This is a genomic window from Enterobacter sp. N5-15 (assembly GCF_057221635.1).
Genome location: NZ_CM170150.1, coordinates 2,214,871 through 2,238,809 on the forward strand (window position 1 = coordinate 2,214,871; position 23,939 = coordinate 2,238,809).

Sequence of the window (23,939 nt, forward strand, 5' to 3'; positions counted from 1 at the left end):
ATCCTGACAGGCCCATGAGAAAAGCGTTTGCCTGCATCTGCCAGGTTATTTGTCAGTCTTGCCAGGTTAAAAAAAGAGCGGAGCGGCGTCACACCTCGGCAGATCATCGTAGGCCGGGTAAGCATCGCGCCACCCGGCAAGAAAGGCGGTGAAGGGAAGGTGTCAGAAATCGCCCCGCTGGCGCGCCACCAGCGTCAGAATGGAGTAGAGCGCCACGGCCTGCTGGTGCTGGTTGAAGATCTCAACCGCCCATTCCACCACGCCGGTCGGTTTTTCCTCGGCGGTACGCTGTTTCTTCAGCGTTTTACGTTTGCAGGTCAGACGCACCTGTATGGTATCGCCCGGTTTAACCGGCTCGATAAAGCGCAGGTTCTCCATGCCGTAGTTAGCAATAACTGGCCCGACGCCCGCATCTACAAACAGCCCCGCTGCGGCGGAGATCAGGAAGTAGCCGTGCACCACGCGCTCGCCGAAGATCGACTCTGCCGCGCCGATCTTATCCATATGGGCATAGAAATGGTCGCCGCTCAGGCAGGCAAAGTTCACAATGTCTGCTTCCGTGAGGGTGCGGCGCGGCGTCAGCAGGCTGTCGCCCGGCTGTAGCTCCTCAAAGTATTTGCGGAACGGATGCACGCGATCTTCCTGCACCGTTGCGCCACGCACCCACTGTTTGCCAATGGCCGCCAGCATCGTCGGACTGCCCTGAATCGCGGTGCGCTGCAGGTAGTGCTTCACCGCGCGCAGGCCGCCCAGCTCTTCGCCGCCGCCCGCACGGCCCGGGCCACCGTGCACCAGCTGAGGAAGCGGGGAGCCGTGGCCGGTAGACTCTTTTGATGATTCCTCATTAAGGATCTGAATACGCCCGTGGGCGCGCGCCGCACCGGCAATAAACTGGCGGGCAATGTCCTGGTCTGCGGTGACCAGCGTACCCGCCAGGCTGCCGCCGCCCGCGCGGGCAAGCTGCATCGCGTGGCGTGCGTTGCGATACGGCATCAGCGTTGCCACCGGGCCGAAGGCTTCGGTCGCGTGGACAGCCGGGGTCTCATCCGGCTGCGGGCAGAACAGCAGGGTCGGCGGGAAGAACGCGCCCGCGGCCTGCATATCCGCTTTGCCACCCAGACGGATCTGGCAGCCTGCGGCGATCAGTTGCTCCACTTTCTCCTGCACGTCCGCGCGCTGTTCGGCGTTGACCAGCGCACCCATCTTCACCCCTTCCTGCGCCGGGTCGCCCACCACCACCTTTTCCAGGCGGGCAATCAGCGCCTGGCTCACGGCGTCAATCTGGTTTTGCGGGACGATAATCCGGCGAATGGCCGTACATTTTTGCCCGGCCTTAGCGGTCATCTCGCGGACCACTTCCCGGATGAACAGGGCAAATTCCGGCTGTTCCGGCGTGACGTCCTCCCCCAGCACGCAGCAGTTCAGGGAGTCAGCTTCCATGGTGAACGGAATCGAATTCGCCACAATATTCGGGTGCACGCGCAGGCTTTGCCCTGTACTGGCGGAGCCGGTAAAGGTCACCACGTCCTGGCTGTCGAGCTGGTCAAGGAGATCCCCCGCGCCGCCGCAGATCAGGCTGATGGCACCGTCCGGCACCAGTCCGCTGTCCACGATGGATTTCACCATCGCCTGCGTCACCTGCGCGGTAGCGGTAGCGGGTTTAATGATGGCGGGCATCCCGGCAAGCCAGGTCGGCGCCAGCTTTTCCAGCATCCCCCAGCAGGGGAAGTTAAAGGCGTTGATGTGCACCGCCACCCCGGATTTGGAGGTCAGGACGTGGCGCGCCGCAAAGCCGCCTTCTTTCGACAGCGGGATTAACTCGTCTTCCGGCCACAGCGTGTCATCCGGCAGCTCGCGGCTGCCCAGGCTGGCGTAAGTGAAGAGGGTGCCGATGCCGCCTTCAATATCTACCCAGCTGTCCGCCTTCGTCGCGCCCGTCTGGGCCGACAGGGCATAAAACGTCTCTTTCTCGCTAAGCAGGTGCTTTGCCACCGCCTTCAGCATGGCCGCACGTTCGATAAAGGTCATCTCGTGAAGCGCTTCACCGCCGCGCGCAATCGCATAGCGACGGGCGGCCGCCATGTCCAGCCCTTCGCTGGTCACGCTCCACAGCGCTTCGCCACTGACGGCGTGATAAATAGTGCGTTCGCGGCCCCGGCCAGACTGCCAGGTACCGGACACGAAGCTGGCTAACTGCTGCATCGCTTATCTCCAAATGTTACGTAATTTACTCATTAATAGTTTAATCATGAATCATAAAAATCAAGCTGAGTTTTAATGAATTGTTAACATTGTGATCCGGTCTTATGAATTGCAGCGCGCAAAGCGACTGTTCAGAGGGCGTGCAGCAAAAGCCTTGCGAGCAACATCACAAAACCAGGAAACAATTCTTGGGGTTATATTTAACCTTTGTGTAACTTTTAAAAAACAAAGTGATTCAACATTACGCTTTAATTTGCAAACTAACGAATCATAAAGGTGATGACGTGACGCAAGAACAACGGTTTGAGCAGCGCATAGCGCAGGAGACGGCGATTGAGCCTCAGGACTGGATGCCTGACGCCTACCGTAAGACGTTGATCCGTCAGATTGGTCAGCATGCGCACTCCGAAATTGTCGGCATGCTGCCGGAGGGGAACTGGATCGCCCGCGCGCCGACGCTGCGCCGAAAAGCGATCCTGCTGGCGAAAGTGCAGGACGAAGCCGGGCACGGGCTCTACCTCTACAGCGCGGCGGAAACGCTGGGCTGCGCGCGGGAAGACATCTACCAGAAGATGCTCGACGGCAGGATGAAATACTCCTCCATCTTCAACTATCCGACCCTGAGCTGGGCCGATATCGGCGTGATCGGCTGGCTGGTTGACGGCGCCGCTATCGTCAACCAGGTGGCGCTATGCCGGACCTCCTACGGTCCGTATGCCCGCGCGATGGTGAAAATCTGTAAAGAAGAGAGCTTCCACCAGCGCCAGGGCTTTGAGGCCTGCATGGCGCTGGCGCAGGGCAGCGAAGCCCAGCGCCAGATGCTGCAGGACGCCATCAACCGCTTCTGGTGGCCCGCGCTGATGATGTTCGGGCCGAACGACGACAACTCGCCGAACAGCGCCCGCAGTCTGGCCTGGAAAATCAAACGTTTCGGCAATGACGAACTTCGCCAGCGCTTTGTCGACAACACGGTGCCGCAGGTGGAGATGCTGGGCATGACGGTGCCGGATCCCGACCTGCGTTTGGATGAAGAGAGCGGTCATTACCGCTTCGGCGAGATCGACTGGCAGGAGTTTGACGAGGTCATTAACGGGCGCGGCATCTGCAACCACGAACGCCTGGCCGCCAAACGTAAAGCCTGGGAAGAGGGGGCGTGGGTGCGGGAGGCCGCACTGGCGCACGCGGAAAAACAACACGCCCGCAAAGTGGCTTAAGAGGAATCACGATGAGCAATGTCTACTGGCCGCTGTACGAAGTGTTCGTACGCAGCAAACAAGGGTTATCCCACCGTCACGTGGGCAGTCTGCATGCCGCCGACGATCGCATGGCGCTGGAAAATGCGCGTGATGCCTACACCCGCCGCAGCGAAGGGTGTTCTATCTGGGTGGTTAAGGCGAGCGAGATTGTCGCCTCCCAGCCGGAAGAGAGCGGTGAGTTCTTCGACCCGGCGGAAAGCAAGGTTTATCGCCATCCGACGTTCTACACCATCCCTGACGGCATCGAGCATATGTGAGGCAAAGAATGAATTCAGTGACTGCCTATGCCCTGCGTCTGGGCGACAACGGTCTGGTGCTCTCCCAGCGTCTCGGCGCCTGGTGCGGCCACGCGCCGGAGCTGGAAATTGACCTCGCGCTCGCCAATATCGGTCTCGACCTGCTGGGCCAGGCGCGAAATTTCCTGACCTATGCCGCGGAACGGGAAGGTCAGGGCGATGAAGACACGCTGGCGTTTGGCCGCGACGAGCGTCAGTTCCGCAACGTCCTGCTGGTGGAGCAGCCGAACGGCAGCTTCGCCGACACGATTGCCCGCCAGTACCTGATGGATGCCTGGAACGTGGCGCTGTACGAACGCCTGACCCAAAGCAGCGACGGCCAGCTTGCCGCCATCGCCGCCAAAGCGATTAAAGAGGCGCGCTACCACCTGCGCTTCAGCCGCGGCTGGCTGGTGCGTCTGGGCGACGGGACCGAAACGTCCGCGCAAAAGATGCAGCAGGCCATCGACGGCCTGTGGCGTTTTACGGCGGAGCTGTTTGAAGCCGATGACGTGGAACTGGAATTGATTGAGTCCGGCGTGGCGGTTGACCCGCGCCTCCTGCGCCAGCCGTGGGAAAGTGAAGTGTATGCCGGTCTGAATGAAGCCTGCCTGCAGGTGCCCGCAGAGGTGGCGTACCGCACCGGTGGCAAGAGGGGGCTGCATACCGAACATCTGGGCCCGATGCTGGCGGAAATGCAGTATCTCCAGCGCGCGTATCCCGGTCAGCAGTGGTAAAGGAGAACGCTATGCAACGCCTCGTCGACATCGCGCCCGCGCAAATCCCGCAGATCTGGTCGCTGTTAAGCCAGATCCCCGATCCGGAAGTGCCGGTGTTAACCATCACCGATTTAGGCATGGTGCGCAGCGTGAAGGCGCAGGGGGAAGGCTGGGTCATTGGCTTCACGCCAACCTACTCGGGCTGCCCGGCAACGGAACACCTGCTGGGAGCGATCCGCGATGCGATGACCGCTCACGGCTTTACCCCGGTGCACATTGTGCTCCAGCTTGACCCCGCCTGGACCACCGACTGGATGACCGCCGACGCGCGCGAGCGCCTGCGGGCGTACGGCATCAGTCCGCCCGTAGGGCATAGCTGTCACGCGCACGCGCCTTTGGAGGTGAGCTGCCCGCGCTGCGCCAGCACCGATACCTCGCTTATCAGTGAATTTGGCTCGACGGCCTGCAAAGCGCTCTACCGCTGCAATACCTGCCGCGAGCCCTTCGACTATTTCAAATGTATTTGAGGCTGCCATGACAACGTTTCATTCATTAACAGTGGCAAAAGTGGAACCCGAAACCCGCGACGCGGTGACCATCACGTTCGCGGTGCCGCAGGCGCTGCAGGACGCCTACCGCTTCCGCCCCGGCCAGCACCTGACGTTAAAAACGAAGCTTGACGGGGACGAGCTGCGCCGCTGCTATTCCATCTGCCGGAGTACCGCCCCGGGCGAGATCAGCGTGGCGGTCAAAGCCATCGACGGCGGGCGATTTTCCCGCTACGCCCGGGATGAGATCAAAGCGGGTATGGCCCTGGAGGTGATGGTTCCTCAGGGGCAGTTTGGCTACCAGCCGCAGGCTGAACGTGAAGGCCACTATCTGTCGATTGCGGCAGGATCCGGGATCACCCCGATGCTGGCGATTATCTCCGCTACGCTGGCGACCGAACCCAACAGCCATTTCACCCTGATCTACGGCAACCGCAGCAGCCAGAGCATGATGTTCCGCCAGGCGCTGGCGGACCTGAAGGACAAGTACCCGCAGCGGCTGCAGCTGGTCTCCATCTTCAGCCAGGAGCGGCTGGACAGCGATCTGCTCTTTGGCCGCATCGACGGGGAAAAGCTGCAGGCGCTGGCGAAAACCCTGATCAACTTCCGCCAGTACGACGAGGCGTTTATCTGCGGCCCGTCGGCGATGATGGACGACGCCGAAGCCGCGCTGAAGTCGCTGGGGATGCCGGACAAAGCGATTCACCTTGAGCGCTTTAACACCCCGGGGATCTCCGCTAAACGCGCGGTGCACGTACAGGCGGAAGGGCAGAAAGTGACCGTCCGCCAGGACGGGCGCGACCGCGAAATCACCCTGACGGCGGACGACGAAAGCATCCTGGATGCCGCCCTGCGCCAGGGGGCGGATCTGCCGTATGCCTGCAAGGGCGGCGTGTGCGCCACCTGTAAATGCAAAGTACTGCGCGGAAAGGTGGACATGGCGACCAACTACAGCCTGGAGCCGGACGAGCTGGCCGCCGGGTACGTGCTGAGCTGCCAGTCGCTGCCGTTAACCGCCGACGTGATTGTCGACTTCGACGCGAAGGGGATGGCATGAGCGAACTGATTGTTATCCGTCATGAACGCGTGCTGCAGCTGACGCTGAACCGTCCGGCGGCGCGCAACGCCCTCAACAATGCGCTGTTGACGCAGCTTGCTGAGCAGCTTGAGGCCGCCGCCGTGGATGCCGACATCGCCGTCTGCGTGATTTACGGCAGCGAGCGCTGCTTTGCCGCCGGGGCCGATCTCAACGAAATGGCGGAGAAAGACCTGCCCGCCACCCTGAACGATATCCGCCCGCAGCTGTGGGCGCGCATTAACGCGTTTACCAAACCGCTGATCGCCGCCGTGAACGGCTTCGCGCTGGGCGCAGGCTGCGAGCTGGCGCTGCTGTGCGACGTGGTCGTTGCTGGCGATAACGCCCGCTTTGGTCTGCCGGAAATCACGCTGGGCATTATGCCCGGCGCGGGCGGCACCCAGCGTCTTATCCGCAGCGTCGGTAAATCCCTTGCCAGCAAAATGGTGCTGACCGGCGAGAGTATTTCCGCGCAGCAGGCGCTGAGCGCGGGGCTGGTCAGCGATGTTTTCCCGCCAGCGCTGACGCTGGAGTATGCCCTGAAGCAGGCGGTGCTGATGGCGCGCCACTCTCCGCTGGCGCTGCAGGCGGCGAAACAGGCGCTGCGCCAGTCTCAGGAGGTGCCGCTCCAGGCCGGGCTCGCGCAGGAGCGCCAGCTGTTTACGCTGCTTTCTGCCACCGAAGACCGCCGGGAAGGCATCGACGCCTTCTTACAAAAACGCACCCCCGACTTTAAAGGACGCTAATTGTGGAATTTATTCTCAGTCATGTTGAGCAGGGCGTAATGACCATTACGCTGAACCGTCCGGAGCGTCTGAACAGCTTTAACGACGTGATGCATCAGCAGCTTGCCGAATGCCTGAAGCAGGCCGAGCGTGATGACGCTATCCGCTGCCTGCTGATCACCGGGGCGGGACGTGGTTTCTGTGCCGGTCAGGATCTGAACGACCGCAACGTCGACCCCAGCGGCCCGGCGCCGGATCTGGGGATGTCCGTTGAAACTTTCTATAACCCGCTGGTGCGCCGCCTGGCAAAGCTGCCGAAACCGGTCATTTGTGCCGTTAACGGCGTGGCGGCCGGCGCGGGGGCCACGCTGGCGCTGGGGTGTGACATGGTCATTGCCGCGCGTTCGGCCAACTTCGTGATGGCCTTCAGCAAGCTCGGCCTGGTGCCGGACTGCGGCGGCACCTGGCTGCTGCCGCGCGTGGCCGGACGCGCCCGCGCCATGGGGCTGGCGCTGCTCGGCGACAAACTCAGCGCCGAACAGGCGCAGGCGTGGGGAATGATCTGGCAGGTGGTGGATGACGAACAGCTCTCCACTACGGCGCAGCAGATGGCGCTGCATTTTGCCTCTCAGCCGACCTTCGGGCTGGGTCTGATCAAGCAGGCCATCAATGCTGCGGAAACCAACACCCTGGACGCCCAGCTCGATCTGGAGCGCGACTATCAGCGCCTGGCCGGACGCAGCGACGATTACCGCGAGGGCGTAAGCGCCTTCCTGGCGAAGCGCGCGCCGAACTTTACGGGGAAATAAGATGCTGAACATACGCACTGTCGCCGTGATTGGCAGCGGCACGATGGGCGCAGGGATTGCCGAAGTCGCCGCCAGCCATGGTCATCAGGTTCTGATCTACGACATCTCCAGCGATGCGATATCGCGTGCCATCGACGGGATCCGCCAGCGTCTGGCCTCCCGGGTGACGCGCGGAAAGCTCTCCGCCGATGCCGGGAGCCAGATCCTCGCCCGGCTGGTTCCGGTCACGGATATCAAGGCGCTCTCCGCGGCCGATCTGGTCATTGAAGCGGCCTCCGAGCGTCTGGAAGTGAAAAAGGCGCTGTTTGCACAGCTGGCTGAGATCTGCCCGCCGCAGACGGTGTTGACCAGCAATACCTCTTCCATCTCCGTCACGGCGATTGCGGCGGACATCCGCCACCCGGAGCGCGTCGCAGGGCTGCACTTCTTTAATCCGGCGCCGGTCATGAAGCTGGTGGAGGTGGTCAGCGGGCTGGCGACCTCTCCGGAAGTGGCAGACGCGCTGTGCGAGCTGGCGCTGAACTGGGGCAAACAGCCCGTTCGCTGCCAGTCAACGCCGGGGTTCATCGTCAACCGCGTCGCCCGTCCGTTCTATTCCGAAGCCTGGCGCGCGCTGGAAGAGCAGGTCGCGCCGCCGGAGGTGATTGATGCCGCCCTGCGCGAAGGCGGCGGTTTCCCGATGGGGCCGCTGGAGCTGACCGACATGATTGGTCAGGACGTGAATTTCGCGGTGACCTGCTCGGTGTTTAACGCCTTCTGGCAGGAGCGTCGTTTTCTGCCTTCGCTGGTGCAGCAGGAGCTGGTGCTGGCAGGAAGGCTGGGTAAAAAGAGCGGGAAGGGCGTCTACGACTGGCAGGGTGACAAACCCGAGGTGCGGTGGGTGCCAGCCGTTAACGACAGCTACAGCCCGATGCGCGTGGAAAAGAGACGTGACGGTGTCACCGAAATTGATGATGTATATCTGATTGAAACGCAGGGGGAAACCGCTCAGGCGCTGGCGCTGCGGCTCAACGGCGCGGTGGTGGTAGTGGACCGCATTGAGCGCGATGTGGCGGTGATTGCAGCGGCCGCCAGCAACCCGCACACCGCGACGCAAAAGGTCATCCGCTACCTACAGCAGCAGGGTAACCGGGTGGTGCAAATTGCCGATTATCCCGGCCTGCTGGTCTGGCGCACGCTGGCGATGATTGCCAACGAAGCGCTGGATGCCCTGCAAAAAGGGGTCGCCAGCGAGAAGGACATCGATACCGCCATGCGCCTGGGCGTGAACTACCCGAGCGGGCCGATCGCCTGGGGCGAGCGTCTGGGCTGGCAGCGGCTGCTGACGCTGCTGGAGAACCTGCAGCGTCATTACGGCGAAGAGCGCTATCGCCCCTGTTCACTGCTGCGCCAGCGTGCGCTTCTGGAGAGTAGCTATGAGTCATAACGCCTGGCATAACGCCCGCGCGATGTACGAACGGGACGCCTGCGCGCAGGCGATGGGGATGGACATTGTCGACATGGATGAAGGCTACGCGGTGGTGACCATGACCATCACCCCGCAGATGCTTAACGGCCACAAAACCTGCCACGGCGGACAGCTTTTTTCGCTGGCAGACACCGCCTTTGCCTACGCCTGCAACAGCCAGGGGCTGGCGGCGGTAGCCTCTGGCTGCTCGATTGATTTTCTGCGTCCGGGCTTTGCCGGGGACACGCTCACCGCCACCGCGCGGGTGATGCATCAGGGCAAGCTGACCGGCGTGTATGACATTGAAATCCAGAACCAACAACAGAAAACCGTCGCCCTTTTTCGCGGAAAATCTCACCGCATCGGCGGCAGCGTGACAGGAGAGGCAGATGCGTGACGCATTTATTTGTGATGGCGTTCGAACCCCGGTGGGGCGCTACGGCGGCGCGCTTTCCGCAGTCCGAGCCGACGATCTCGGCGCCGTGCCGCTGCGCGCGCTGCTGGCCCGCTATCCGCAGCTCGACATTGAGCAGATCGATGATGTGATCTTCGGCTGCGCCAACCAGGCGGGGGAAGATAACCGCAACGTAGCGCGCATGTCGTCCCTGCTCGCCGGGCTGCCGCAGACGGTGTCCGGAACCACCATTAACCGCCTGTGCGGGTCGGGGCTGGACGCGATTGGTTTTGCGGCGCGCGCCATTAAGGCGGGCGATGGCGACCTGCTGATCGCGGGCGGCGTGGAGTCCATGTCCCGCGCGCCGTTTGTGATGGGCAAAGCCACCGCCGCGTTTCAGCGTCAGGCGGAGATCTTTGATACCACCATCGGCTGGCGATTTGTGAATCCGCTCATGCATCAGCAATTCGGAACTGACAGTATGCCGGAAACGGCAGAGAATGTAGCTGAATTGTTAAATATCAGCCGTGCCGATCAGGACGCGTTCGCGCTGCGCAGCCAGCAGCGTACCGCGCAGGCGCAGCAGAACGGCATTCTGGCGCAGGAGATTGTGCCGGTACTGGTGCCGGGCAAAAAAGGGGCGGTCACTGAGTTCAGCGTGGATGAACACCCGCGTGCGGACACCACGCTCGAGCAACTTGCCGGTCTGAAAACGCCGTTCCGTAAGAACGGGGTGGTTACGGCGGGAAATGCCTCCGGCGTCAACGACGGCGCTGCGGCGCTGATCGTCGCCAGCGAGAAGATGGCGCTGGCGCAGGGGTTAGTCCCGCGCACGCGGATCGTGGCGATGGTGACGGCAGGCGTGGAGCCACGTCTGATGGGGCTTGGCCCGGTACCCGCTACCCGTAAGGTGCTGGAGCGCGCCGGACTCAGTATTAACGATATGGACGTTGTCGAGCTTAACGAAGCTTTCGCCTCGCAGGCGCTGGGCGTGCTGCGTCAGCTGGGCCTGCCGGATGATGCCGCGCACGTCAACCCGAACGGTGGCGCGATTGCGCTGGGCCACCCGCTGGGCATGAGCGGTGCCAGACTGGCGCTGGCCGCGAGCAACGAACTGCACCGACGCGGCGGGCGCTACGCGCTGTGTACGATGTGCATCGGTGTGGGTCAGGGCATTGCCATGATCCTTGAGCGTGTTTGAGCATAAAAACAATGTGAGTACCCTACAATGACAAATACAACAAAGCTTGATCCGATTGAAACGGCCTCCCTTGACGAGTTACAGGCGCTGCAGACCGAGCGTCTGAAATGGACGCTGCATCACGCCTATAACAACGTGCCGATGTACAAACGCAAGTTTGACGCCGCGGGCGTTCACCCTGACGATTTCAAAGAGCTGGCGGATATCCGCAAATTCCCGTGCACCACCAAGCAGGACCTGCGGGATAACTATCCGTTCGATACCTTTGCCGTGCCGATGGAGCAAGTGGTGCGTATTCACGCGTCATCCGGCACCACCGGCAAACCGACGGTTGTCGGCTACACGCAGGGCGATATCGACAACTGGGCCAATCTGGTGGCCCGCTCCCTGCGCGCGGCGGGCGGCAGTGCGAAGGACAAAATTCACGTGGCGTATGGCTATGGCCTGTTTACCGGTGGGCTGGGCGCGCACTACGGCGCCGAGCGTTTAGGCGCGACGGTGATCCCGATGTCCGGCGGCCAGACGGAGAAACAGGCACAGCTGATCCGTGATTTCCAGCCGGACATGATCATGGTGACGCCGTCCTACTGCCTTAACCTGATTGAAGAGCTGGAGCGCCAGATGGGCGGCGATGCCAGCGGCTGTTCCCTGCGCGTGGGCGTCTTCGGCGCCGAGCCGTGGACGCAGGCCATGCGTCGCGAAATTGAAAAACGCTTAGGCATTACGGCGCTGGATATTTATGGCCTCTCCGAGGTGATGGGGCCGGGCGTGGCGATGGAGTGTATCGAAACCGTCGACGGGCCAACCATCTGGGAAGATCACTTCTACCCGGAGATCGTCAACCCGAACGACGGCACGCCGCTGGATGACGGTCAGCAGGGCGAACTGCTGTTCACCACGCTGACCAAAGAGGCGCTGCCGGTGATCCGCTACCGGACCCGCGACCTGACGCGCCTGCTCCCGGCAACCGCGCGCAGCATGCGTCGTATGGACCGGATCAGCGGCCGCAGTGACGATATGCTGATCATCCGCGGCGTCAACGTCTTCCCGTCGCAGCTGGAAGAGGAGATCGTGAAGTTCGAACACCTTTCTCCGCACTACCAGCTGGAGGTGAACCGTCGCGGGCATCTTGATTCACTTTCCGTGAAGGTGGAGCTGAAAGAGAGCAGCCTCACGCTGACGCACGAGCAGCGCTGTCAGGTGTGCCACCAGCTGCGCCACCGCATTAAGTCGATGGTGGGGATTTCCACCGACGTGACGATCGTGAACTGCGGCAGCATTCCGCGCTCAGAGGGGAAAGCCTGCCGGGTGTTTGATTTGCGTAAAGTCGCGGCCAACGGTTGAGTTTCCCTCACCCAGCCCTCTCCCAAAGGGAGAGGGTGTAAAAAGTTCCCTCTCCCTTTGGGAGTGTACAGTCCGGGGACATGGTAGACAGGTGTTCGGGGACATGGTGAACACTTTTTATCATCCTTTACCCATGGTGATCGACTTTTTCTTCAGGTCGATCACCCCCACTTTCGTGCTGTACCACCACACCTCGTAGCTGCCGTCTTCCTGCATCTCCTTCAGCCCGACCCGTTCTCCCCTGAACGCCTTGCCTGCCTTCAGACTTACCCCTTTCACGCTCAGCTTTCCGCTGATATCCACCTTCCTGACCATCACGCCCTCGTCGTATTCCGGGGGCGTTGTGGTGCAGCTGTACTGCCGCGCTGACGGCTGATACCGCGAGCCCGGTACCGCCATATCCAGCGCCTCGTGCGGGCGTTCAAGGTTATAGACCGTCCGCCAGTGGTCGAAGGCGCGCTGCAGCTCACCGCTGTCTGCGAACCATTTTCCCTGCAGTACTTCCGCCTTCAGGCTGCGGTGAAAACGCTCCAGCTTGCCCTGCGTCTGCGGATGATAAGGCCGGGAGTGCCCCACCCGGATACCGTGGCGCATCAGCCACAGCTCCAGCGCCGTCCAGGTGCCGGTGGTGTCGCCCCACGGTGAGCCGTTGTCCATCGTCATCCGGTCCGGCAGGCCGTAACGCTCAAACACGCTGACCAGCTGCTGCTGCACGGTCTCGCGCCGTTCATCGGTACAGTGCGCCAGGCACAGGGAAAAACGGGAGTGGTCGTCCAGCAGGGTGAGCGGATGGCAGCGGCCGCCGCCAAAGGGAAAGTGGCCCTTAAAATCCATCTGCCAGAGGCGGTTCGGCGCGTCATGTTCGAACCGTCCCGTGGGGGGAATGCCCGGTGAAGCGCCCGGCAGCAGACCATGGCGGGCCATCAGGCTATGGACGGTGCTGAAGGCGGGCATGCGGTGCCCCTGGTCCTCGAGCCAGCGCTTTATCTTGCGTGCGCCCCAGCGCTCATGGCGGTCATGCGCCATGCGCAGCAGGGCTGTGATGTCGTCAGATGAGCGGTTCGGGGAATGGTGCGGTATGCGCGGGCGGTCCTGAAGGCCGGCGGCACCTTCCTGAGCCCAGCGGCGAAGCCACTTGTAGCCTGTGGCAGGTGAAATACCGTAGTGACGGCAGAGGGAACGAATGTTCGCCCCGTCCTGCGAGGCGAACAAAACAAACTCGGTACGTAATGACATGGTATCTCTCGCATCCCAGGGCATAAGCGACTCCATAAACGGGTTCTTATGCCTTAGTTGTAAGTGTCTACCATGTCCCCGAACAAGTGTTCACTATGTCCCCGGACCGTACAGGGAGAGGGTTAGGGTGAGGGGGAAACCCCAGAATCCTATGCTATGATTCATCCAGGACAAAAATAACAACAGAATGAATCACATGAATAAACTCGACGCCTTCATCCAGCACGCGGTCAGCTCCGTTCCCGTCAGCGGGACCTCGCTTATCTCCTCGTTATACGGTGACGCGCTTTCCCATCGCGGCGGTGAGATTTGGCTCGGCAGCCTGGCCGCCCTGCTGGAAGGCATGGGGTTTGGCGAGCGCTTCGTGCGCACCGCGCTGTTTCGCCTCAACAAAGAGGGCTGGCTGGACGTTTCCCGCATCGGGCGTCGCAGCTTTTACCGCCTGAGCGACAAAGGGCTGCGCCTGACGCGTCGCGCGGAGAATAAGATCTACCGCGCGGAGCTGCCCGCCTGGGACGGCAAATGGTTATTGCTGCTTTCAGAAGGGCTGGATAAAACCACCCTTGCCGACGTCAAAAAACAGCTGATCTGGCAGGGGTTTGGCACGCTGGCACCGAGCCTGATGGCCTCGCCGTCGCAGCATCTGGCGGACGTGCAGTCCCTGCTTCACGATGCCGGGGTGGCGGAAAACGTGATTTTCTTTGAAGCCCACTCGCCGCTGGCGCTCTCCCGCGCCGCGCTGCGTTCACGGGTGGAAGAGTGCTGGCAGTTAACCGAGCAAAATGCGATGTACGAGTCCTTTATCAATTCGTTCCGCCCGCTGCTGCCGCTGCTGAAAGAGGCCGCGCCGGAGGAGCTGACGCCGGAACGCTGTTTCCAGATCCAGCTGCTGCTGATTCATTTTTATCGTCGCGTGGTGCTGAAAGACCCGCTGCTGCCGGAAGAGTTGCTGCCCGCGCACTGGGCGGGGCAAAGCGCCCGACAGCTCTGCATTAACATCTATCAGCGTGTCGCGCCGGGGGCGCTGGCGTTTGTCAGCGAGAAGGGCGAAACCTCCGTGGGCGAACTGCCCGTGCCCGGAACGCTTTACTATCAACGCTTTGGTGGTCTTACAAGCGCATAAGGAGTGAAGATGCCAGTTTATCAAATTGACGGTCTGACGCCGGTCGTGCCTGACGAGAGCTATGTTCACCCGACGGCGGTGCTGATTGGGGACGTGATTCTGGGCAAAGGCGTTTATGTTGGTCCTAACGCCAGCCTGCGCGGTGATTTTGGCCGTATCGTGGTGAAAGACGGTGCCAACATTCAGGACAACTGCGTGATGCACGGTTTCCCGGAGCAGGACACGGTGGTGGAAGAGGACGGGCATATCGGCCACAGCGCCATTCTCCACGGCTGCGTGATCCGTCGCAATGCGCTGGTGGGCATGAACGCGGTGGTGATGGACGGCGCGGTCATCGGTGAAAACAGCATCGTCGGCGCGGCGGCGTTCGTGAAGGCGAAAGCGGAGATGCCCGCCAACCATTTGATTATCGGTAGCCCTGCCAAAGCGATTCGCGAACTCAGCGAGCAGGAGCTGGCATGGAAGCAGCAGGGCACGCGGGAGTATCAGGTGCTGGTGGAGCGCTGCAAGCTCACTATGCACCAGGTGGAGCCGCTGCGCGAGGCTGAGCCTGACCGGAAACGGCTGACGTTTGATGAGAATTTAAGGCCGAAGTCGGCGGTGTAGGGATTAGACTGTCTTTTTTCGCCATATCCATTAATAGCGCGATGCCAATGTAATTACTCCAGTTAAAGGTATTTTGCAGCACCACCACCGCATTGCCTTTTTCTTTGTCATAGCCGATAAAGCTGGAGTAGCCGCCGATATAGCCGACCTGGTAGGTGATTTTTTCCAGACCGATAAAGTCGGTGGTCCAGGCAATACCCTGTACCCCGTCGGGACGTTGAATATCGGTATTTCTCACTTCGGCAAAGACATTGTCCAGCAAGGGATTGTGGGTCGTTGAGACGTGATAGCGGGCATAGGTCGCCAGATCTTCGGCGTTACTGTATAGGCTCGCTGCCGCCACCATGTTATTGGAAAAATGCCAGTCAGGGGTGAGCTGCCCGCGCGGGATAAATTTCGGCTGATCGCCCGCGTGGCCAAGCGCACGCTGGGGGTACCCTTTTAGCTGCCGGGGCGTAAAGCTGCTGTTAGCCATTTGCAGCGGATGGAAAATATAGCGCGAGGCTAAACTCTGGATATCTTCGCCGGTTTTGTGTTTCAGAATATAGCCGATCAGCGCGTAGCCGGTATTGGAGTATTGCGGCACTTTATTCTTTGGCGCTCGCCAGTCGGCGAGGTAGCGCAGCACGTTATCGCTATCCAGCTCACCGTAGAAATTATCGCCCGTGCTTAAGTAGCTGATGAATTTTCCAAGCATCGGAACATCCATATTCTGACGCGGCAGGCCGGAGGTGTGGGTTACCAGTTCAAGCAGGGTGATTTTTTGTGCATCCGCGCTAAGCGGCGTCCCCGGCGGAAGCATTGTCGCCAGGTTATCGTTCCAGTTCAGTTGCCCTTCATTCACCAGACAAGCCACCACTTCCGCCGTGATCCCTTTGCTGAGCGAGCCGAGCGCAAACAGGGTGTCGGGCCTGACCGGATAGCGATTGACCGCATCGGTTACGCCCCAGGTATAAAACTGCGGTGAGCCGTGATTATGGATCACCGCGACCGTCATCCCGGGAACGGATTTTTGCGCCATATAGTGACGCACCACGCTGTCAACGTCGCCATCCAGCGAATCATGAGTGAGAAGTTCCTGAGTACCTTCCGGGGAGGACATTTGCGAGAGCGTGCCACAACCGCTGAGGAGTGGGAGAGTAAGCAGAAGCCAGTGAATTTTTTTTGTTATGTTCTGCATACCTGATAGCGAGTGTGGTGGTCATTGACGCGCCGGGAATGTATCACAAATAGCCAGCTTGAATGTAAACTTTCTAACGGTGGCGTCCCTGTTGATGGTCACCGCGACTTTTCGGCCTGCTTTGAGGATTTCAGTATGACTCGCTTTTATCAACTTACCGCCACCCGTCTGGACGGGCAGCTTATCTCTATGGCCGACTATGCGGGAAAGGTGGTTTTGGTCGTTAATACCGCCAGCCAGTGCGGCTTCACGCCACAGTACGGTGGCCTTGAAGCGCTATACAAGAAATACGCCGCTCAAGGGTTAGTGGTGCTGGGCTTCCCCTGCAACCAGTTTGGCAAACAGGAACCCGGCGGCGCCGACGAAATTTCGAAAACCTGTTATATCAACTACGGCGTGAGCTTCCCGATGTTCGAGAAGGTCGAGGTTAACGGTAGCGCAGCGCACCCGCTGTTTCGTTATCTGAAAAACGAATTGCCCGGCGTGCTGGGTGGGCGGATCAAGTGGAACTTTACCAAGTTCCTGATCGGCCGCGACGGTAAACCACTCAAGCGTTTTGCGCCGATGACGACGCCAGAGAAAATGGAGGGGATAGTTGTTGCAGCGCTGGGAAGGTGAGAGTCGTGAAATTAAACGGCCAAAATAAGCCGCCGTTTAAGTTACAGGATTACACAGTGGGGATGGTGCCGCCATCAATTACATATTCCGTACCCGTAATACTGGCAGCATAGGAAGAGGCAAGGAAGACGATGAGGCTCGCCACTTCAATGGGCTTTGAGGGGCGGCCCAGCGGAATACCACCAAGTGCATTCATAATGATCTGCTTACCCCCCTCGTAGTCCGTGCCTGCCTGTTCCGCCAGTCGTTCCGCCATCGCTACCGACGCTTCGGTTTCTACCCAGCCAGGCGCAACACGAACCACCCGAACCCCTTTTGGGGATACTTCTTTCGACAGACTTTTGCTATACGCCGACAGCGCCGCTTTCGCCGCCGCATATCCAGTTGTCGATTCCGGTAGTGGCATCTCGCGCTGAATAGAGGTGACGTGAATGATCACCCCGTCCTGCTGCACCAGCATTCCTGGCAACAAAGCACGGTCTAAGCGTACCGCAGACAACAGATTAAGATTGAGTTCCTGTTGCCACTCTTCCTCACTCAGCGCTGCAAAGCCACCGCCGGGTGCAGTAGAGCCCCCAGCTATGTGGACGATGATATCGACACCCCCCAGGTACTTCTGAACGGCTTCCGCGACTAATTCACATCCTTTTATTGTGGTCAAATCTGCCGCAACGAAAGCGTCTGCAATCGTTTCTGTGGGTATGTGGCGAGCGGTGGTTATTACCGTGGCCCCCTGCTGTTTTAAAAGCGCAACAACAGCTTTGCCGATCCCTTTTGTGCCTGCTGTAACGAGCGCGCGCCTGCCTCGAAAATCAAGATTCATTGGCATTAGACAATCTCCAGAGTGTTAATTCTGTCACCAACAAGACCGAAAGCATGTTTGAGCATTAATGGACTGCCGGGAAAATTACCAACTACATTCGATGTGACCGTTACAAGGTTATTTTCGATGAGTACTTCAATTGGCTCAACGCTGTAGTCAAAGGCAGCCTGCGCGGCACGTTGCCAGGCTTCAATTGCCGCATGTCCTTGATGCGTTTTACCTTCATCCTTCACAACGGCTTCGGTGGTAAAACAGTGTTTAATGCCTGCAGTATCGGCACCGTTACTGATTGCAAAATAGGTAGAAATAGCTTTCGGCAGTGATAATGACATTACTCTAAACTCCCGTTATTTACAGTACGGGAATTTTTAACATAGACTGTGAAATTGACAAGTACGCACGAAAAAGTGAGTAATTGAACTATGAGTAAGTTATATAGCCCGGAATCTGCCGCAAGCGGCGTGGAGCAAGTCTTGCGAGTTTTGGAAGGTCGTTGGAAATTAATTATTCTGTTTCATCTCTTCGACGGAAAAGTACAGCGCTATTCTGATTTTCAAAAACTGATCCCGGAAATTTCGCAGAAAATGCTGGCACAACAACTGCGACAGTTGGAAGCCGATGGCATTGTTTCGCGTATGGTGTATCCCCAGGTGCCACCGAAAGTTGAATATCGACTCACTGACTGGGGGAAGGAGCTTTGCCCGGCTCTCGATGCAATGCTGAAATGGGCGGAAAAGCGCGAGGCTTAGGTATAACGGGTAAATTAAAGCGTTGATGTCAGCTCCTTGTTCACAGCGAACCTGCTACTCGGTCAGTTCGTATCTCTGGCGCAGGAGCGGACCTTTCTAGCGCGCCATTCAATCTTTCAGCAAACTCATTTCTTCAGAGATCCATTGTCTTAGAATGTTGATTTTTAATGAATCCTGATTATCTGAACGGTAGACTAAATCGTAACCCCGCTCAGCCTTAAGTTTATACTGTGGAAACGGAACAACAAGCCTTCCAGCAGCTACATCATCTGCAATAAGAACGCTGCGTCCCAGAGCAACACCTTCGCCACGTATGGCAGCCTCAGTCGCCATGCTGCCAAGAGTCCATAAGGGCCCCTGGTGGCAGCTAAAATTATTTTCTCCGGCCAACTCAAACCATGCTTTCCAGTTCGCCAGCATTCTGTACTCATGAAGAAGAACGCAGTTTAAAAGCCCCTTAACCTCTGTCAGGCCATTATGTTTCTCAAGAAAATCTGGGCTACAGACAGGGGTGACTGTTTCATCGAACAGACGTTCAGACGAAACATCTCGATAATTGCCAAGGCCGTAACGAATTGCAGCATCTACCTGACCATCATTAAGATCTACATTAATGTCAGTAACATCCAGTTCAATATTAAATTCAGGAAATCTCTGCCTGAACCGATTGAGACGTGGTGCTAACCACTTACTGGCAAATGAAACCGTTGTACTTATACGTAAACTCTTTATCAGGTTTCTTCCACGCAGACGCTCGGACTCCCTCATTAAATCACTCAAAAGACGGGTAACCACATGGTGAAATTCAGCCCCTTCCTCCGTCAGTATTATCTGTCGTGTCAGCCTGAAAAATAGCTTTAACCCCAGATGCTCTTCGAGCTTCCGGATTTGCCGGCTTATCGCGCCATGCGTAACGTGCAACTCCGCTGCCGCGAGTGTCATGCTTGAGAGGCGGGCAGTGGCTTCAAAAGCGCACAGCGTCTGCAATGGGGGGAGGCGATCGAATATCATACGCGTGATAATAATTCACGCGTGTTGTGAGAACAAATGATTTGTCAGGCCAGAGTCCGAAAATCAAAATTAGCACAAAGAACGTTATCTTTTTCATAGCGATACGCGGAGAAGTCATGGAAAGTTTGTTTGTTTACGGGACACTCGGCCCGGGTCGGCCTAATGCTCATATTCTTGAAAATATTGGGGGAACATGGCAGGAAGGCCACGTTGGTGGTTCTCTATTAGAGAAAGGCTGGGGTGCAGAGATGGGTTATCCGGGGATTGTACTGGATGACTCTGGTAATCGTGTTCAGGGTTTTCTTTTCACGTCTGAGAATTTACATAATTACTGGCACATACTCGATGAGTTCGAAGGTGCTGAGTATGAACGGGTTACGGTAGAGGTAACCATATCTAGCGGTCAGACAGTTCCATCATGTATCTATATGCTCAAAGCATAAACTATAAGGCCCGCTGTAAGCGGGTTACACAATGGCCTGGGCATCAGGAGCGGACACTGTAAAGTCAGGGGGAAACTGGCCAGCCTGGAGATGAATATGAGCGTAGGTCAGCCGCGATTTATTCCATTGGTATAAATATCAGGCCGGGTGATACTCCATGCATAGTTTTCCCGATTAATGGGTTCGTACCCAAATTTTTGATAGAGCCAGGGAGCTGTTGTTGTAAACAACATGATTCTGCGAAGCTGCTCAAAGATGGGATGATGATGTATGCATTGCATCATCCATCTTCCCAGGCCCTCTCCCTGATATTCCTCAAGAATATAAACATCACATAGATAAGCGAATGTTGCGTAATCTGTTATCAAACGCGCGAAACCTATCTGTTTTTCATCATGGTAAACGCCGAAATTAAGACTGTTTTCAATTGATGCGCCTACAATTGACAGGTCAATCCCTTTAGCCCAGCTCGACCTCGTCAGATAGCGATGGATAGCCTGTACATCCAGTTTTTCCCTGTCTGTACTCACCAGGTAGTTATCCTTATGCCACTCATACTTCTCTGAAATGCTCACGGACGTACCTTCTCATAAGGTTATGGGAAACCTGACCTTATCACTTGATGTAAAATCGTGCTATCAGTGCTGCTTCCCAATAGTTAAAGCCTGCTGCTGCTATCAATGAGGGATTGCGTCTGCTGTTCGTTTAAAGCTGGCCTAATGGCGCTTCAGGCGGTCCGCTTGGTGCCAGAAGCGGACATTATGAAAAGAATAAAGAGTAATTTCGTGTCAGATCATTAGTACTCAAATGAAACTCCAGTCATCGCTTTTAAGAACTGGCAAAGGTCATCCCCAGCATCCTCAATCGTATAAAAACTAGCTGAGTCTACACATCCGGATTTACGCTCATTAAGACGGGCAATGAATGACGGTGTTGGATCTTGTCCTGTTAGGCTTCTGAACCTGACAGCATTAACACGCCAGCGATACATATCCCCATATCGCTGTACTCCCCTGATGCCTGTACGGGTGTTTGTCGTGGCTTTAATAGAAATTGGCATCACATATTCTCCATTACTTGGAATGACAGTCATGGTTGCATAGTTTTCGTGAAGTTTTACAAAAAAAATTCATGTGCATATAATGATTTTATCCTATGCATAAACCAGCCCAAATTGAGTACATAGCATTCATTTAAGTTGTTTGTTTGTTAGCCTTTTCATAGGAACAAGTTCCAATTCAGCGCCTACTGCCCCTGCCGTTACCCCTAATTCTTTACGGTAAATTTCCATAAAATGTGACTTGCCAAGCCCACATAAGCACCATAACCAACGGAAGATCGAAGTAAACGGACACTCCAAAAAGCTTGGGTCCCGATAATGATTACCATCGGTATTCAGTTCTAAAGGGTAGTCTACATAGCGGAATGTTAAAGGTGGGACCGTAGGAACGGGATCGCCTGTATGACGAACCTGAATTGGGTACTTGAACTTTTTATCAATACATCCACGAACATTACTGCTACGTGGCGCGCCATAAATAAATATTCGAGCTACCTGACCAACTCTGAGGAACTGCTGTGAGAGAAAGGCTACAGCCCCTCCAAGAGAATGACCAGATAGGTACACCTCTTCGACATGACCAAAGCCGCGCAGGGTTAACTCTGTATTGATAAGGGCAGAAATACGACACGCCTCTATTAAAAAACCTCGGTGAAAAAGGCCCGGATTACGTCCGGATATCCTTTTTGTCCATGGAAAACCGCCTCCAGGAATTGGCACTTTTTTTGCCTGAAAATTAGTGTACCAGTCGGCACCTAATGTAAATTTTGTTCCTCTGAAAGCGATAAACAATCTTTTTCCAAAAACATGTCCTATGGCTACAACTTGCTCGGTTGTGACAATAAAACTTTGTGGCAACTCACCTTCATTCCGTTGCCGTGATACGTAGGGTGTTATGTCTACACTACTTGCCATCTTACGTTTAAGAATTTGCTTGTAAGCCTCGCTGGAAATGATCTTCGCACGCTTGTTAGAGCCTATCTCTGCTTCGGGCACATAGTGATACGCCAGTTCTGCAAACATAGCGCAGACGTAGTTTAGCTTGTCCCTTTGCTGTTCTCGGGTCATGTTCATATCCGTATCAATTCGATACAGAATGTCCTGAACCTCTTCTATTGCATAAGTGTACAAATCGGCTCCCCTCTAATGAATCTGGCTGATGCAACCCACACATTGAATGCATGTAATACCGACATCATCGGTAAAAACTACGAAATCTTGAACTTTCTCTTTCATATTAGGGGCACTTCATGTGCATATAAAACACATTCAATGGCGATTCAAATTACTTGGCCTGAATGTTTAGATAATGACTGAAAAAGTCCGCTCCTCGCTCAAAGCAGACACTACCCTTATGCAAGTCTGCTTCGCGCTACAACAAAACCCATTACCCCCGCAGCCACGGTGTAATCGTCAGCCCCGTAAGCAAACCCTCCGGGCTGAGCAGGCGAGTGACGGTTTGCCCCCACGGTTCCATACGGTTAGCCACCAGTAACCGATAGCCTTTATCACTCAGAACGCGGGTAGCCGAGTCCAGATCCTGAACCTCATACTCAACCCAGCCCTGCGGTATCGGGTGCTCAACTGGCCACTGTTCTTCTCCAAAACAGGACGCGGCCGCCTGTGCGAGCGGCCAGACGGCGAAATGCTTCACGCCTTCCAGCTGACCCTCTTCAGTGAGCAGATAATCGCTGTTCCCCTCCATCGGCTTCAGCGGAAGGCCGAGCGTCTGGACATAGAACGCGGTGCTGGACTCCGTATCCCGCGAAATGGGCCCGAACCCGGCGACAAATAAGACATCAATTTCTGGTAGCGTCTGCGACATCTCCACTCCTGAATGAGGTGAAATTCACCCTGAATTTATCTTACGACCGGCTGAAATACGACTCTCAATTCTGGTATCGCATTCATTGTGCCTGCACGTCCACGACGGGTTTAAAATTCAGCGCGATGACGATCAGCAGCACGACTCCTGCACTCATGATCAGCCATGCGCTGGTCAGCGAGACCGAACTGTCGCGAACGATCCCGGCAATTAACGGCATAAGCGCGGCGAGCATATATCCACCTCCCTGAACTTTAGACAGTAATTTCCCGGCCTGCGCGGGCGTTCGCGCATGATCGAACGTGACGATGAGCGACAGCGGGAAGAGGGCGCCGATCCCGGTGCCAAGCAGCAACGTGGATAACACTGGCGTTGTACCCGGCGAAAAGACCAGACACAGTAATCCCGCCAGCAGAAGCAGCAATACGGCGATCAGCGGCACGCGACGATCGGGGAATTTACCGATCAGCGCGGAGACGGCAAACCCTGCGACAACCTCGGTTAACGTCAGCCAGGCCAGCATGTAGCCGCTGCTGCGTGCGGACCATCCCGCCTGAATATAGAGCGGGGGCAGCCAGGCCAATACCAGCGTGTAGGCTCCTGTTCCCACGCCGAAAAAGAGCAACAGTAGTGCGGTACGGGAGGACGAGAGCGTAACGGTTTCGTGTGCTGTTTTTTCCTCGCGAGGATGCTTAACCAGAGTCAACCACAGTATCAGCGCCAGCAGCGCTAACAGCCCGGCCATTGCCAGCGCGGGCTTCAGCGTTAGCCATGAAAACAACGGCTCGGCGCTGGCGGCGGCGACTGCCGCACCGGCCATAATGCCCGTGCTGAAAAGCGACATTACCGTGCTGGCCGTTTGCGTATATTCCTTTTTGATCAGGGCAGGCATTAACGCCTGGATCGTGCCTATGCTTGACCCGCCCAGTAACGCGGTGCCCATAAGACTCTGCGGTGAGGCGCTAAAACCGCGTAATAAGCAGGCCACAAGCAGGATGAAGAGCCCGAACATAATTCCCCGTACGGCGCCGACTCTGGCTAAAAGCCAGGGCCCACATAAGGCGGCCAGCCCCATCATCGCGACCGGCAGGGTGGTCAGCAGGCTGAATTGCGTAGCGGTCAGTCCCGCTTCGCGCTGCAGCACGGAAAACAACGGTCCGACAGAAGCCAGAATAGGGCGCAGGTTCAGCCCGACGATAAAAGCGATAACGGCGAAGAGTAAAGGCGACGTGCGTTTCAACATGGAGTCCTTTTCGGTTGTGAATGGCTC

25 protein-coding genes and 1 pseudogene are annotated in these 23,939 nt (G+C 57.3%); 16 read left to right on the plus strand and 10 right to left on the minus strand.

Translation table 11 applies throughout. The features are described from left to right. Positions 1 to 162: 162 nt before the first annotated feature. Positions 163 to 2,202, minus strand: coding sequence for a phenylacetic acid degradation bifunctional protein PaaZ (paaZ, locus tag AC2TE5_RS10570; protein ID WP_484613200.1), 2,040 nt, complete (start codon positions 2,200 to 2,202; stop codon positions 163 to 165). Between the two features lie 284 nt (positions 2,203 to 2,486). On the opposite strand from paaZ, the gene paaA reads away from it, so the two are divergent. The 11 genes from paaA to paaK are packed head-to-tail and all read left to right on the plus strand — an operon-like array spanning position 2,487 to position 11,995. Next, on the plus strand, positions 2,487 to 3,416 hold the full coding sequence (gene paaA / locus AC2TE5_RS10575; RefSeq protein WP_259467191.1) for a 1,2-phenylacetyl-CoA epoxidase subunit PaaA: 930 nt from the start codon (positions 2,487 to 2,489) through the stop codon (positions 3,414 to 3,416). 11 nt (positions 3,417 to 3,427) lie between these two features. Further along, complete coding sequence (paaB, locus tag AC2TE5_RS10580; RefSeq protein ID WP_003857353.1) at positions 3,428 to 3,715, plus strand: 1,2-phenylacetyl-CoA epoxidase subunit PaaB; 288 nt, start codon at positions 3,428 to 3,430, stop codon at positions 3,713 to 3,715. A gap of 8 nt (positions 3,716 to 3,723) precedes the next feature. Next, positions 3,724 to 4,470, plus strand: coding sequence for a 1,2-phenylacetyl-CoA epoxidase subunit PaaC (gene paaC / locus AC2TE5_RS10585; RefSeq protein ID WP_168979381.1), 747 nt, complete (start codon positions 3,724 to 3,726; stop codon positions 4,468 to 4,470). Positions 4,471 to 4,481: 11 nt separating this feature from the next. Next, the gene (gene paaD, locus AC2TE5_RS10590) at positions 4,482 to 4,979 is read left to right on the plus strand and encodes a 1,2-phenylacetyl-CoA epoxidase subunit PaaD (protein ID WP_120158057.1); all 498 of its coding nucleotides are present in this window, start codon (positions 4,482 to 4,484) and stop codon (positions 4,977 to 4,979) included. Positions 4,980 to 4,986: 7 nt separating this feature from the next. After that, entirely contained in the window at positions 4,987 to 6,057 is a 1,071-nt protein-coding gene (gene paaE / locus AC2TE5_RS10595) for a 1,2-phenylacetyl-CoA epoxidase subunit PaaE (RefSeq protein ID WP_484613201.1), read from the plus strand. Further along, the gene (gene paaF, locus AC2TE5_RS10600) at positions 6,054 to 6,821 is read left to right on the plus strand and encodes a 2,3-dehydroadipyl-CoA hydratase PaaF (RefSeq protein WP_484613202.1); all 768 of its coding nucleotides are present in this window, start codon (positions 6,054 to 6,056) and stop codon (positions 6,819 to 6,821) included. The genes paaE and paaF overlap by 4 nt, the downstream gene beginning before the upstream one ends. Then, a complete protein-coding gene (gene paaG / locus AC2TE5_RS10605; RefSeq protein WP_213329553.1) occupies positions 6,821 to 7,609 on the plus strand; it encodes a 2-(1,2-epoxy-1,2-dihydrophenyl)acetyl-CoA isomerase PaaG in 789 nt (262 codons plus the stop codon). The genes paaF and paaG overlap by 1 nt, the downstream gene beginning before the upstream one ends. Before the next feature lies 1 nt (position 7,610). Then, positions 7,611 to 9,035, plus strand: a complete 1,425-nt coding sequence (gene paaH / locus AC2TE5_RS10610; RefSeq protein ID WP_484613203.1) for a 3-hydroxyacyl-CoA dehydrogenase PaaH — start codon at positions 7,611 to 7,613, stop codon at positions 9,033 to 9,035. Next, a complete protein-coding gene (gene paaI / locus AC2TE5_RS10615; RefSeq protein ID WP_045399003.1) occupies positions 9,025 to 9,453 on the plus strand; it encodes a hydroxyphenylacetyl-CoA thioesterase PaaI in 429 nt (142 codons plus the stop codon). The genes paaH and paaI overlap by 11 nt, the downstream gene beginning before the upstream one ends. Beyond that, positions 9,446 to 10,651, plus strand: coding sequence for a 3-oxoadipyl-CoA thiolase (gene pcaF / locus AC2TE5_RS10620; protein WP_484613204.1), 1,206 nt, complete (start codon positions 9,446 to 9,448; stop codon positions 10,649 to 10,651). Before paaI ends, pcaF begins: the two co-directional genes overlap by 8 nt. Positions 10,652 to 10,678: 27 nt before the next feature. After that, positions 10,679 to 11,995, plus strand: coding sequence for a phenylacetate--CoA ligase PaaK (paaK, locus tag AC2TE5_RS10625; RefSeq protein ID WP_047647866.1), 1,317 nt, complete (start codon positions 10,679 to 10,681; stop codon positions 11,993 to 11,995). Positions 11,996 to 12,118: 123 nt separating this feature from the next. Here paaK and AC2TE5_RS10630 read toward each other — a convergent pair. Then, positions 12,119 to 13,255 (minus strand): annotated as a pseudogene (locus AC2TE5_RS10630) (IS481 family transposase); the annotation flags it as partial. A gap of 163 nt (positions 13,256 to 13,418) precedes the next feature. On the opposite strand from AC2TE5_RS10630, the gene paaX reads away from it, so the two are divergent. Beyond that, positions 13,419 to 14,354, plus strand: a complete 936-nt coding sequence (paaX, locus tag AC2TE5_RS10635) for a phenylacetic acid degradation operon negative regulatory protein PaaX (protein WP_021241337.1) — start codon at positions 13,419 to 13,421, stop codon at positions 14,352 to 14,354. 9 nt (positions 14,355 to 14,363) lie between these two features. Beyond that, positions 14,364 to 14,960 carry a phenylacetic acid degradation protein PaaY gene (gene paaY / locus AC2TE5_RS10640; RefSeq protein WP_023619119.1) on the plus strand — a complete coding sequence of 199 codons (597 nt, stop codon included), beginning with the start codon at positions 14,364 to 14,366 and terminating at the stop codon, positions 14,958 to 14,960. On the opposite strand, the gene AC2TE5_RS10645 is transcribed toward paaY, so the two are convergent. Then, positions 14,869 to 16,140, minus strand: a complete 1,272-nt coding sequence (locus tag AC2TE5_RS10645) for a serine hydrolase domain-containing protein (RefSeq protein ID WP_484613205.1) — start codon at positions 16,138 to 16,140, stop codon at positions 14,869 to 14,871. The two genes, paaY and AC2TE5_RS10645, sit on opposite strands and share 92 nt — an antisense overlap. A gap of 135 nt (positions 16,141 to 16,275) precedes the next feature. Between AC2TE5_RS10645 and AC2TE5_RS10650 the strand changes: the two genes are divergently transcribed. Next, positions 16,276 to 16,758: a glutathione peroxidase gene (locus tag AC2TE5_RS10650; RefSeq protein ID WP_484613206.1), complete on the plus strand. Its 483-nt coding sequence runs from the start codon at positions 16,276 to 16,278 to the stop codon at positions 16,756 to 16,758. Positions 16,759 to 16,807: 49 nt separating this feature from the next. On the opposite strand, the gene AC2TE5_RS10655 is transcribed toward AC2TE5_RS10650, so the two are convergent. Beyond that, the gene (locus AC2TE5_RS10655) at positions 16,808 to 17,587 is read right to left on the minus strand and encodes an SDR family oxidoreductase (RefSeq protein WP_484613207.1); all 780 of its coding nucleotides are present in this window, start codon (positions 17,585 to 17,587) and stop codon (positions 16,808 to 16,810) included. Further along, positions 17,587 to 17,913 carry a nuclear transport factor 2 family protein gene (locus tag AC2TE5_RS10660; protein WP_484613208.1) on the minus strand — a complete coding sequence of 109 codons (327 nt, stop codon included), beginning with the start codon at positions 17,911 to 17,913 and terminating at the stop codon, positions 17,587 to 17,589. Before AC2TE5_RS10660 ends, AC2TE5_RS10655 begins: the two co-directional genes overlap by 1 nt. A 90-nt stretch (positions 17,914 to 18,003) precedes the next feature. On the opposite strand from AC2TE5_RS10660, the gene AC2TE5_RS10665 reads away from it, so the two are divergent. Next, positions 18,004 to 18,330: a winged helix-turn-helix transcriptional regulator gene (locus tag AC2TE5_RS10665; protein ID WP_213329385.1), complete on the plus strand. Its 327-nt coding sequence runs from the start codon at positions 18,004 to 18,006 to the stop codon at positions 18,328 to 18,330. Positions 18,331 to 18,438: 108 nt separating this feature from the next. Here AC2TE5_RS10665 and gcvA read toward each other — a convergent pair whose 3' ends face one another. Next, positions 18,439 to 19,341: a transcriptional regulator GcvA gene (gene gcvA, locus AC2TE5_RS10670; RefSeq protein ID WP_484613209.1), complete on the minus strand. Its 903-nt coding sequence runs from the start codon at positions 19,339 to 19,341 to the stop codon at positions 18,439 to 18,441. 116 nt (positions 19,342 to 19,457) lie between these two features. Here gcvA and AC2TE5_RS10675 point away from each other — a divergent pair, with 116 nt between their 5' ends. Continuing rightward, positions 19,458 to 19,784 (plus strand): gamma-glutamylcyclotransferase family protein, encoded by a 327-nt coding sequence (locus tag AC2TE5_RS10675; protein ID WP_484613210.1) that lies wholly within the window; start codon positions 19,458 to 19,460, stop codon positions 19,782 to 19,784. Between the two features lie 107 nt (positions 19,785 to 19,891). On the opposite strand, the gene AC2TE5_RS10680 is transcribed toward AC2TE5_RS10675, so the two are convergent. The 4 genes from AC2TE5_RS10680 to AC2TE5_RS10695 form a co-directional block, all read right to left on the minus strand. Next, complete coding sequence (locus AC2TE5_RS10680; protein WP_484613211.1) at positions 19,892 to 20,359, minus strand: GNAT family N-acetyltransferase; 468 nt, start codon at positions 20,357 to 20,359, stop codon at positions 19,892 to 19,894. A gap of 614 nt (positions 20,360 to 20,973) precedes the next feature. Further along, positions 20,974 to 21,975 carry a lipase family protein gene (locus AC2TE5_RS10685; protein WP_484613212.1) on the minus strand — a complete coding sequence of 334 codons (1,002 nt, stop codon included), beginning with the start codon at positions 21,973 to 21,975 and terminating at the stop codon, positions 20,974 to 20,976. Between the two features lie 256 nt (positions 21,976 to 22,231). After that, positions 22,232 to 22,669, minus strand: a complete 438-nt coding sequence (locus tag AC2TE5_RS10690) for a VOC family protein (RefSeq protein ID WP_484613213.1) — start codon at positions 22,667 to 22,669, stop codon at positions 22,232 to 22,234. Between the two features lie 82 nt (positions 22,670 to 22,751). Then, the gene (locus AC2TE5_RS10695; protein ID WP_484613214.1) at positions 22,752 to 23,912 is read right to left on the minus strand and encodes an MFS transporter; all 1,161 of its coding nucleotides are present in this window, start codon (positions 23,910 to 23,912) and stop codon (positions 22,752 to 22,754) included. Positions 23,913 to 23,939 lie beyond the last annotated feature (27 nt).

Bases quoted from the DNA above. Each gene is read 5' to 3' on its own strand.
- paaZ (WP_484613200.1), bottom strand. From the start codon at position 2,202: ATGCAGCAGTTAGCCAGCTTCGTGTCCGGTACCTGGCAGTCTGGCCGG.
- AC2TE5_RS10645 (WP_484613205.1), bottom strand. From the start codon at position 16,140: ATGCAGAACATAACAAAAAAAATTCACTGGCTTCTGCTTACTCTCCCA.
- paaF (WP_484613202.1), top strand. From the start codon at position 6,054: ATGAGCGAACTGATTGTTATCCGTCATGAACGCGTGCTGCAGCTGACG.
- paaD (WP_120158057.1), top strand. From the start codon at position 4,482: ATGCAACGCCTCGTCGACATCGCGCCCGCGCAAATCCCGCAGATCTGG.
- AC2TE5_RS10690 (WP_484613213.1), bottom strand. From the start codon at position 22,669: ATGTCGCAGACGCTACCAGAAATTGATGTCTTATTTGTCGCCGGGTTC.
- paaY (WP_023619119.1), top strand. From the start codon at position 14,364: ATGCCAGTTTATCAAATTGACGGTCTGACGCCGGTCGTGCCTGACGAG.
- paaB (WP_003857353.1), top strand. From the start codon at position 3,428: ATGAGCAATGTCTACTGGCCGCTGTACGAAGTGTTCGTACGCAGCAAA.
- paaI (WP_045399003.1), top strand. From the start codon at position 9,025: ATGAGTCATAACGCCTGGCATAACGCCCGCGCGATGTACGAACGGGAC.
- AC2TE5_RS10675 (WP_484613210.1), top strand. From the start codon at position 19,458: ATGGAAAGTTTGTTTGTTTACGGGACACTCGGCCCGGGTCGGCCTAAT.
- AC2TE5_RS10650 (WP_484613206.1), top strand. From the start codon at position 16,276: ATGACTCGCTTTTATCAACTTACCGCCACCCGTCTGGACGGGCAGCTT.
- paaH (WP_484613203.1), top strand. From the start codon at position 7,611: ATGCTGAACATACGCACTGTCGCCGTGATTGGCAGCGGCACGATGGGC.
- paaC (WP_168979381.1), top strand. From the start codon at position 3,724: ATGAATTCAGTGACTGCCTATGCCCTGCGTCTGGGCGACAACGGTCTG.
- paaE (WP_484613201.1), top strand. From the start codon at position 4,987: ATGACAACGTTTCATTCATTAACAGTGGCAAAAGTGGAACCCGAAACC.
- AC2TE5_RS10695 (WP_484613214.1), bottom strand. From the start codon at position 23,912: ATGTTGAAACGCACGTCGCCTTTACTCTTCGCCGTTATCGCTTTTATC.
- gcvA (WP_484613209.1), bottom strand. From the start codon at position 19,341: ATGATATTCGATCGCCTCCCCCCATTGCAGACGCTGTGCGCTTTTGAA.
- paaK (WP_047647866.1), top strand. From the start codon at position 10,679: ATGACAAATACAACAAAGCTTGATCCGATTGAAACGGCCTCCCTTGAC.
- AC2TE5_RS10665 (WP_213329385.1), top strand. From the start codon at position 18,004: ATGAGTAAGTTATATAGCCCGGAATCTGCCGCAAGCGGCGTGGAGCAA.
- pcaF (WP_484613204.1), top strand. From the start codon at position 9,446: ATGCGTGACGCATTTATTTGTGATGGCGTTCGAACCCCGGTGGGGCGC.
- AC2TE5_RS10655 (WP_484613207.1), bottom strand. From the start codon at position 17,587: ATGCCAATGAATCTTGATTTTCGAGGCAGGCGCGCGCTCGTTACAGCA.
- AC2TE5_RS10660 (WP_484613208.1), bottom strand. From the start codon at position 17,913: ATGTCATTATCACTGCCGAAAGCTATTTCTACCTATTTTGCAATCAGT.
- paaX (WP_021241337.1), top strand. From the start codon at position 13,419: ATGAATCACATGAATAAACTCGACGCCTTCATCCAGCACGCGGTCAGC.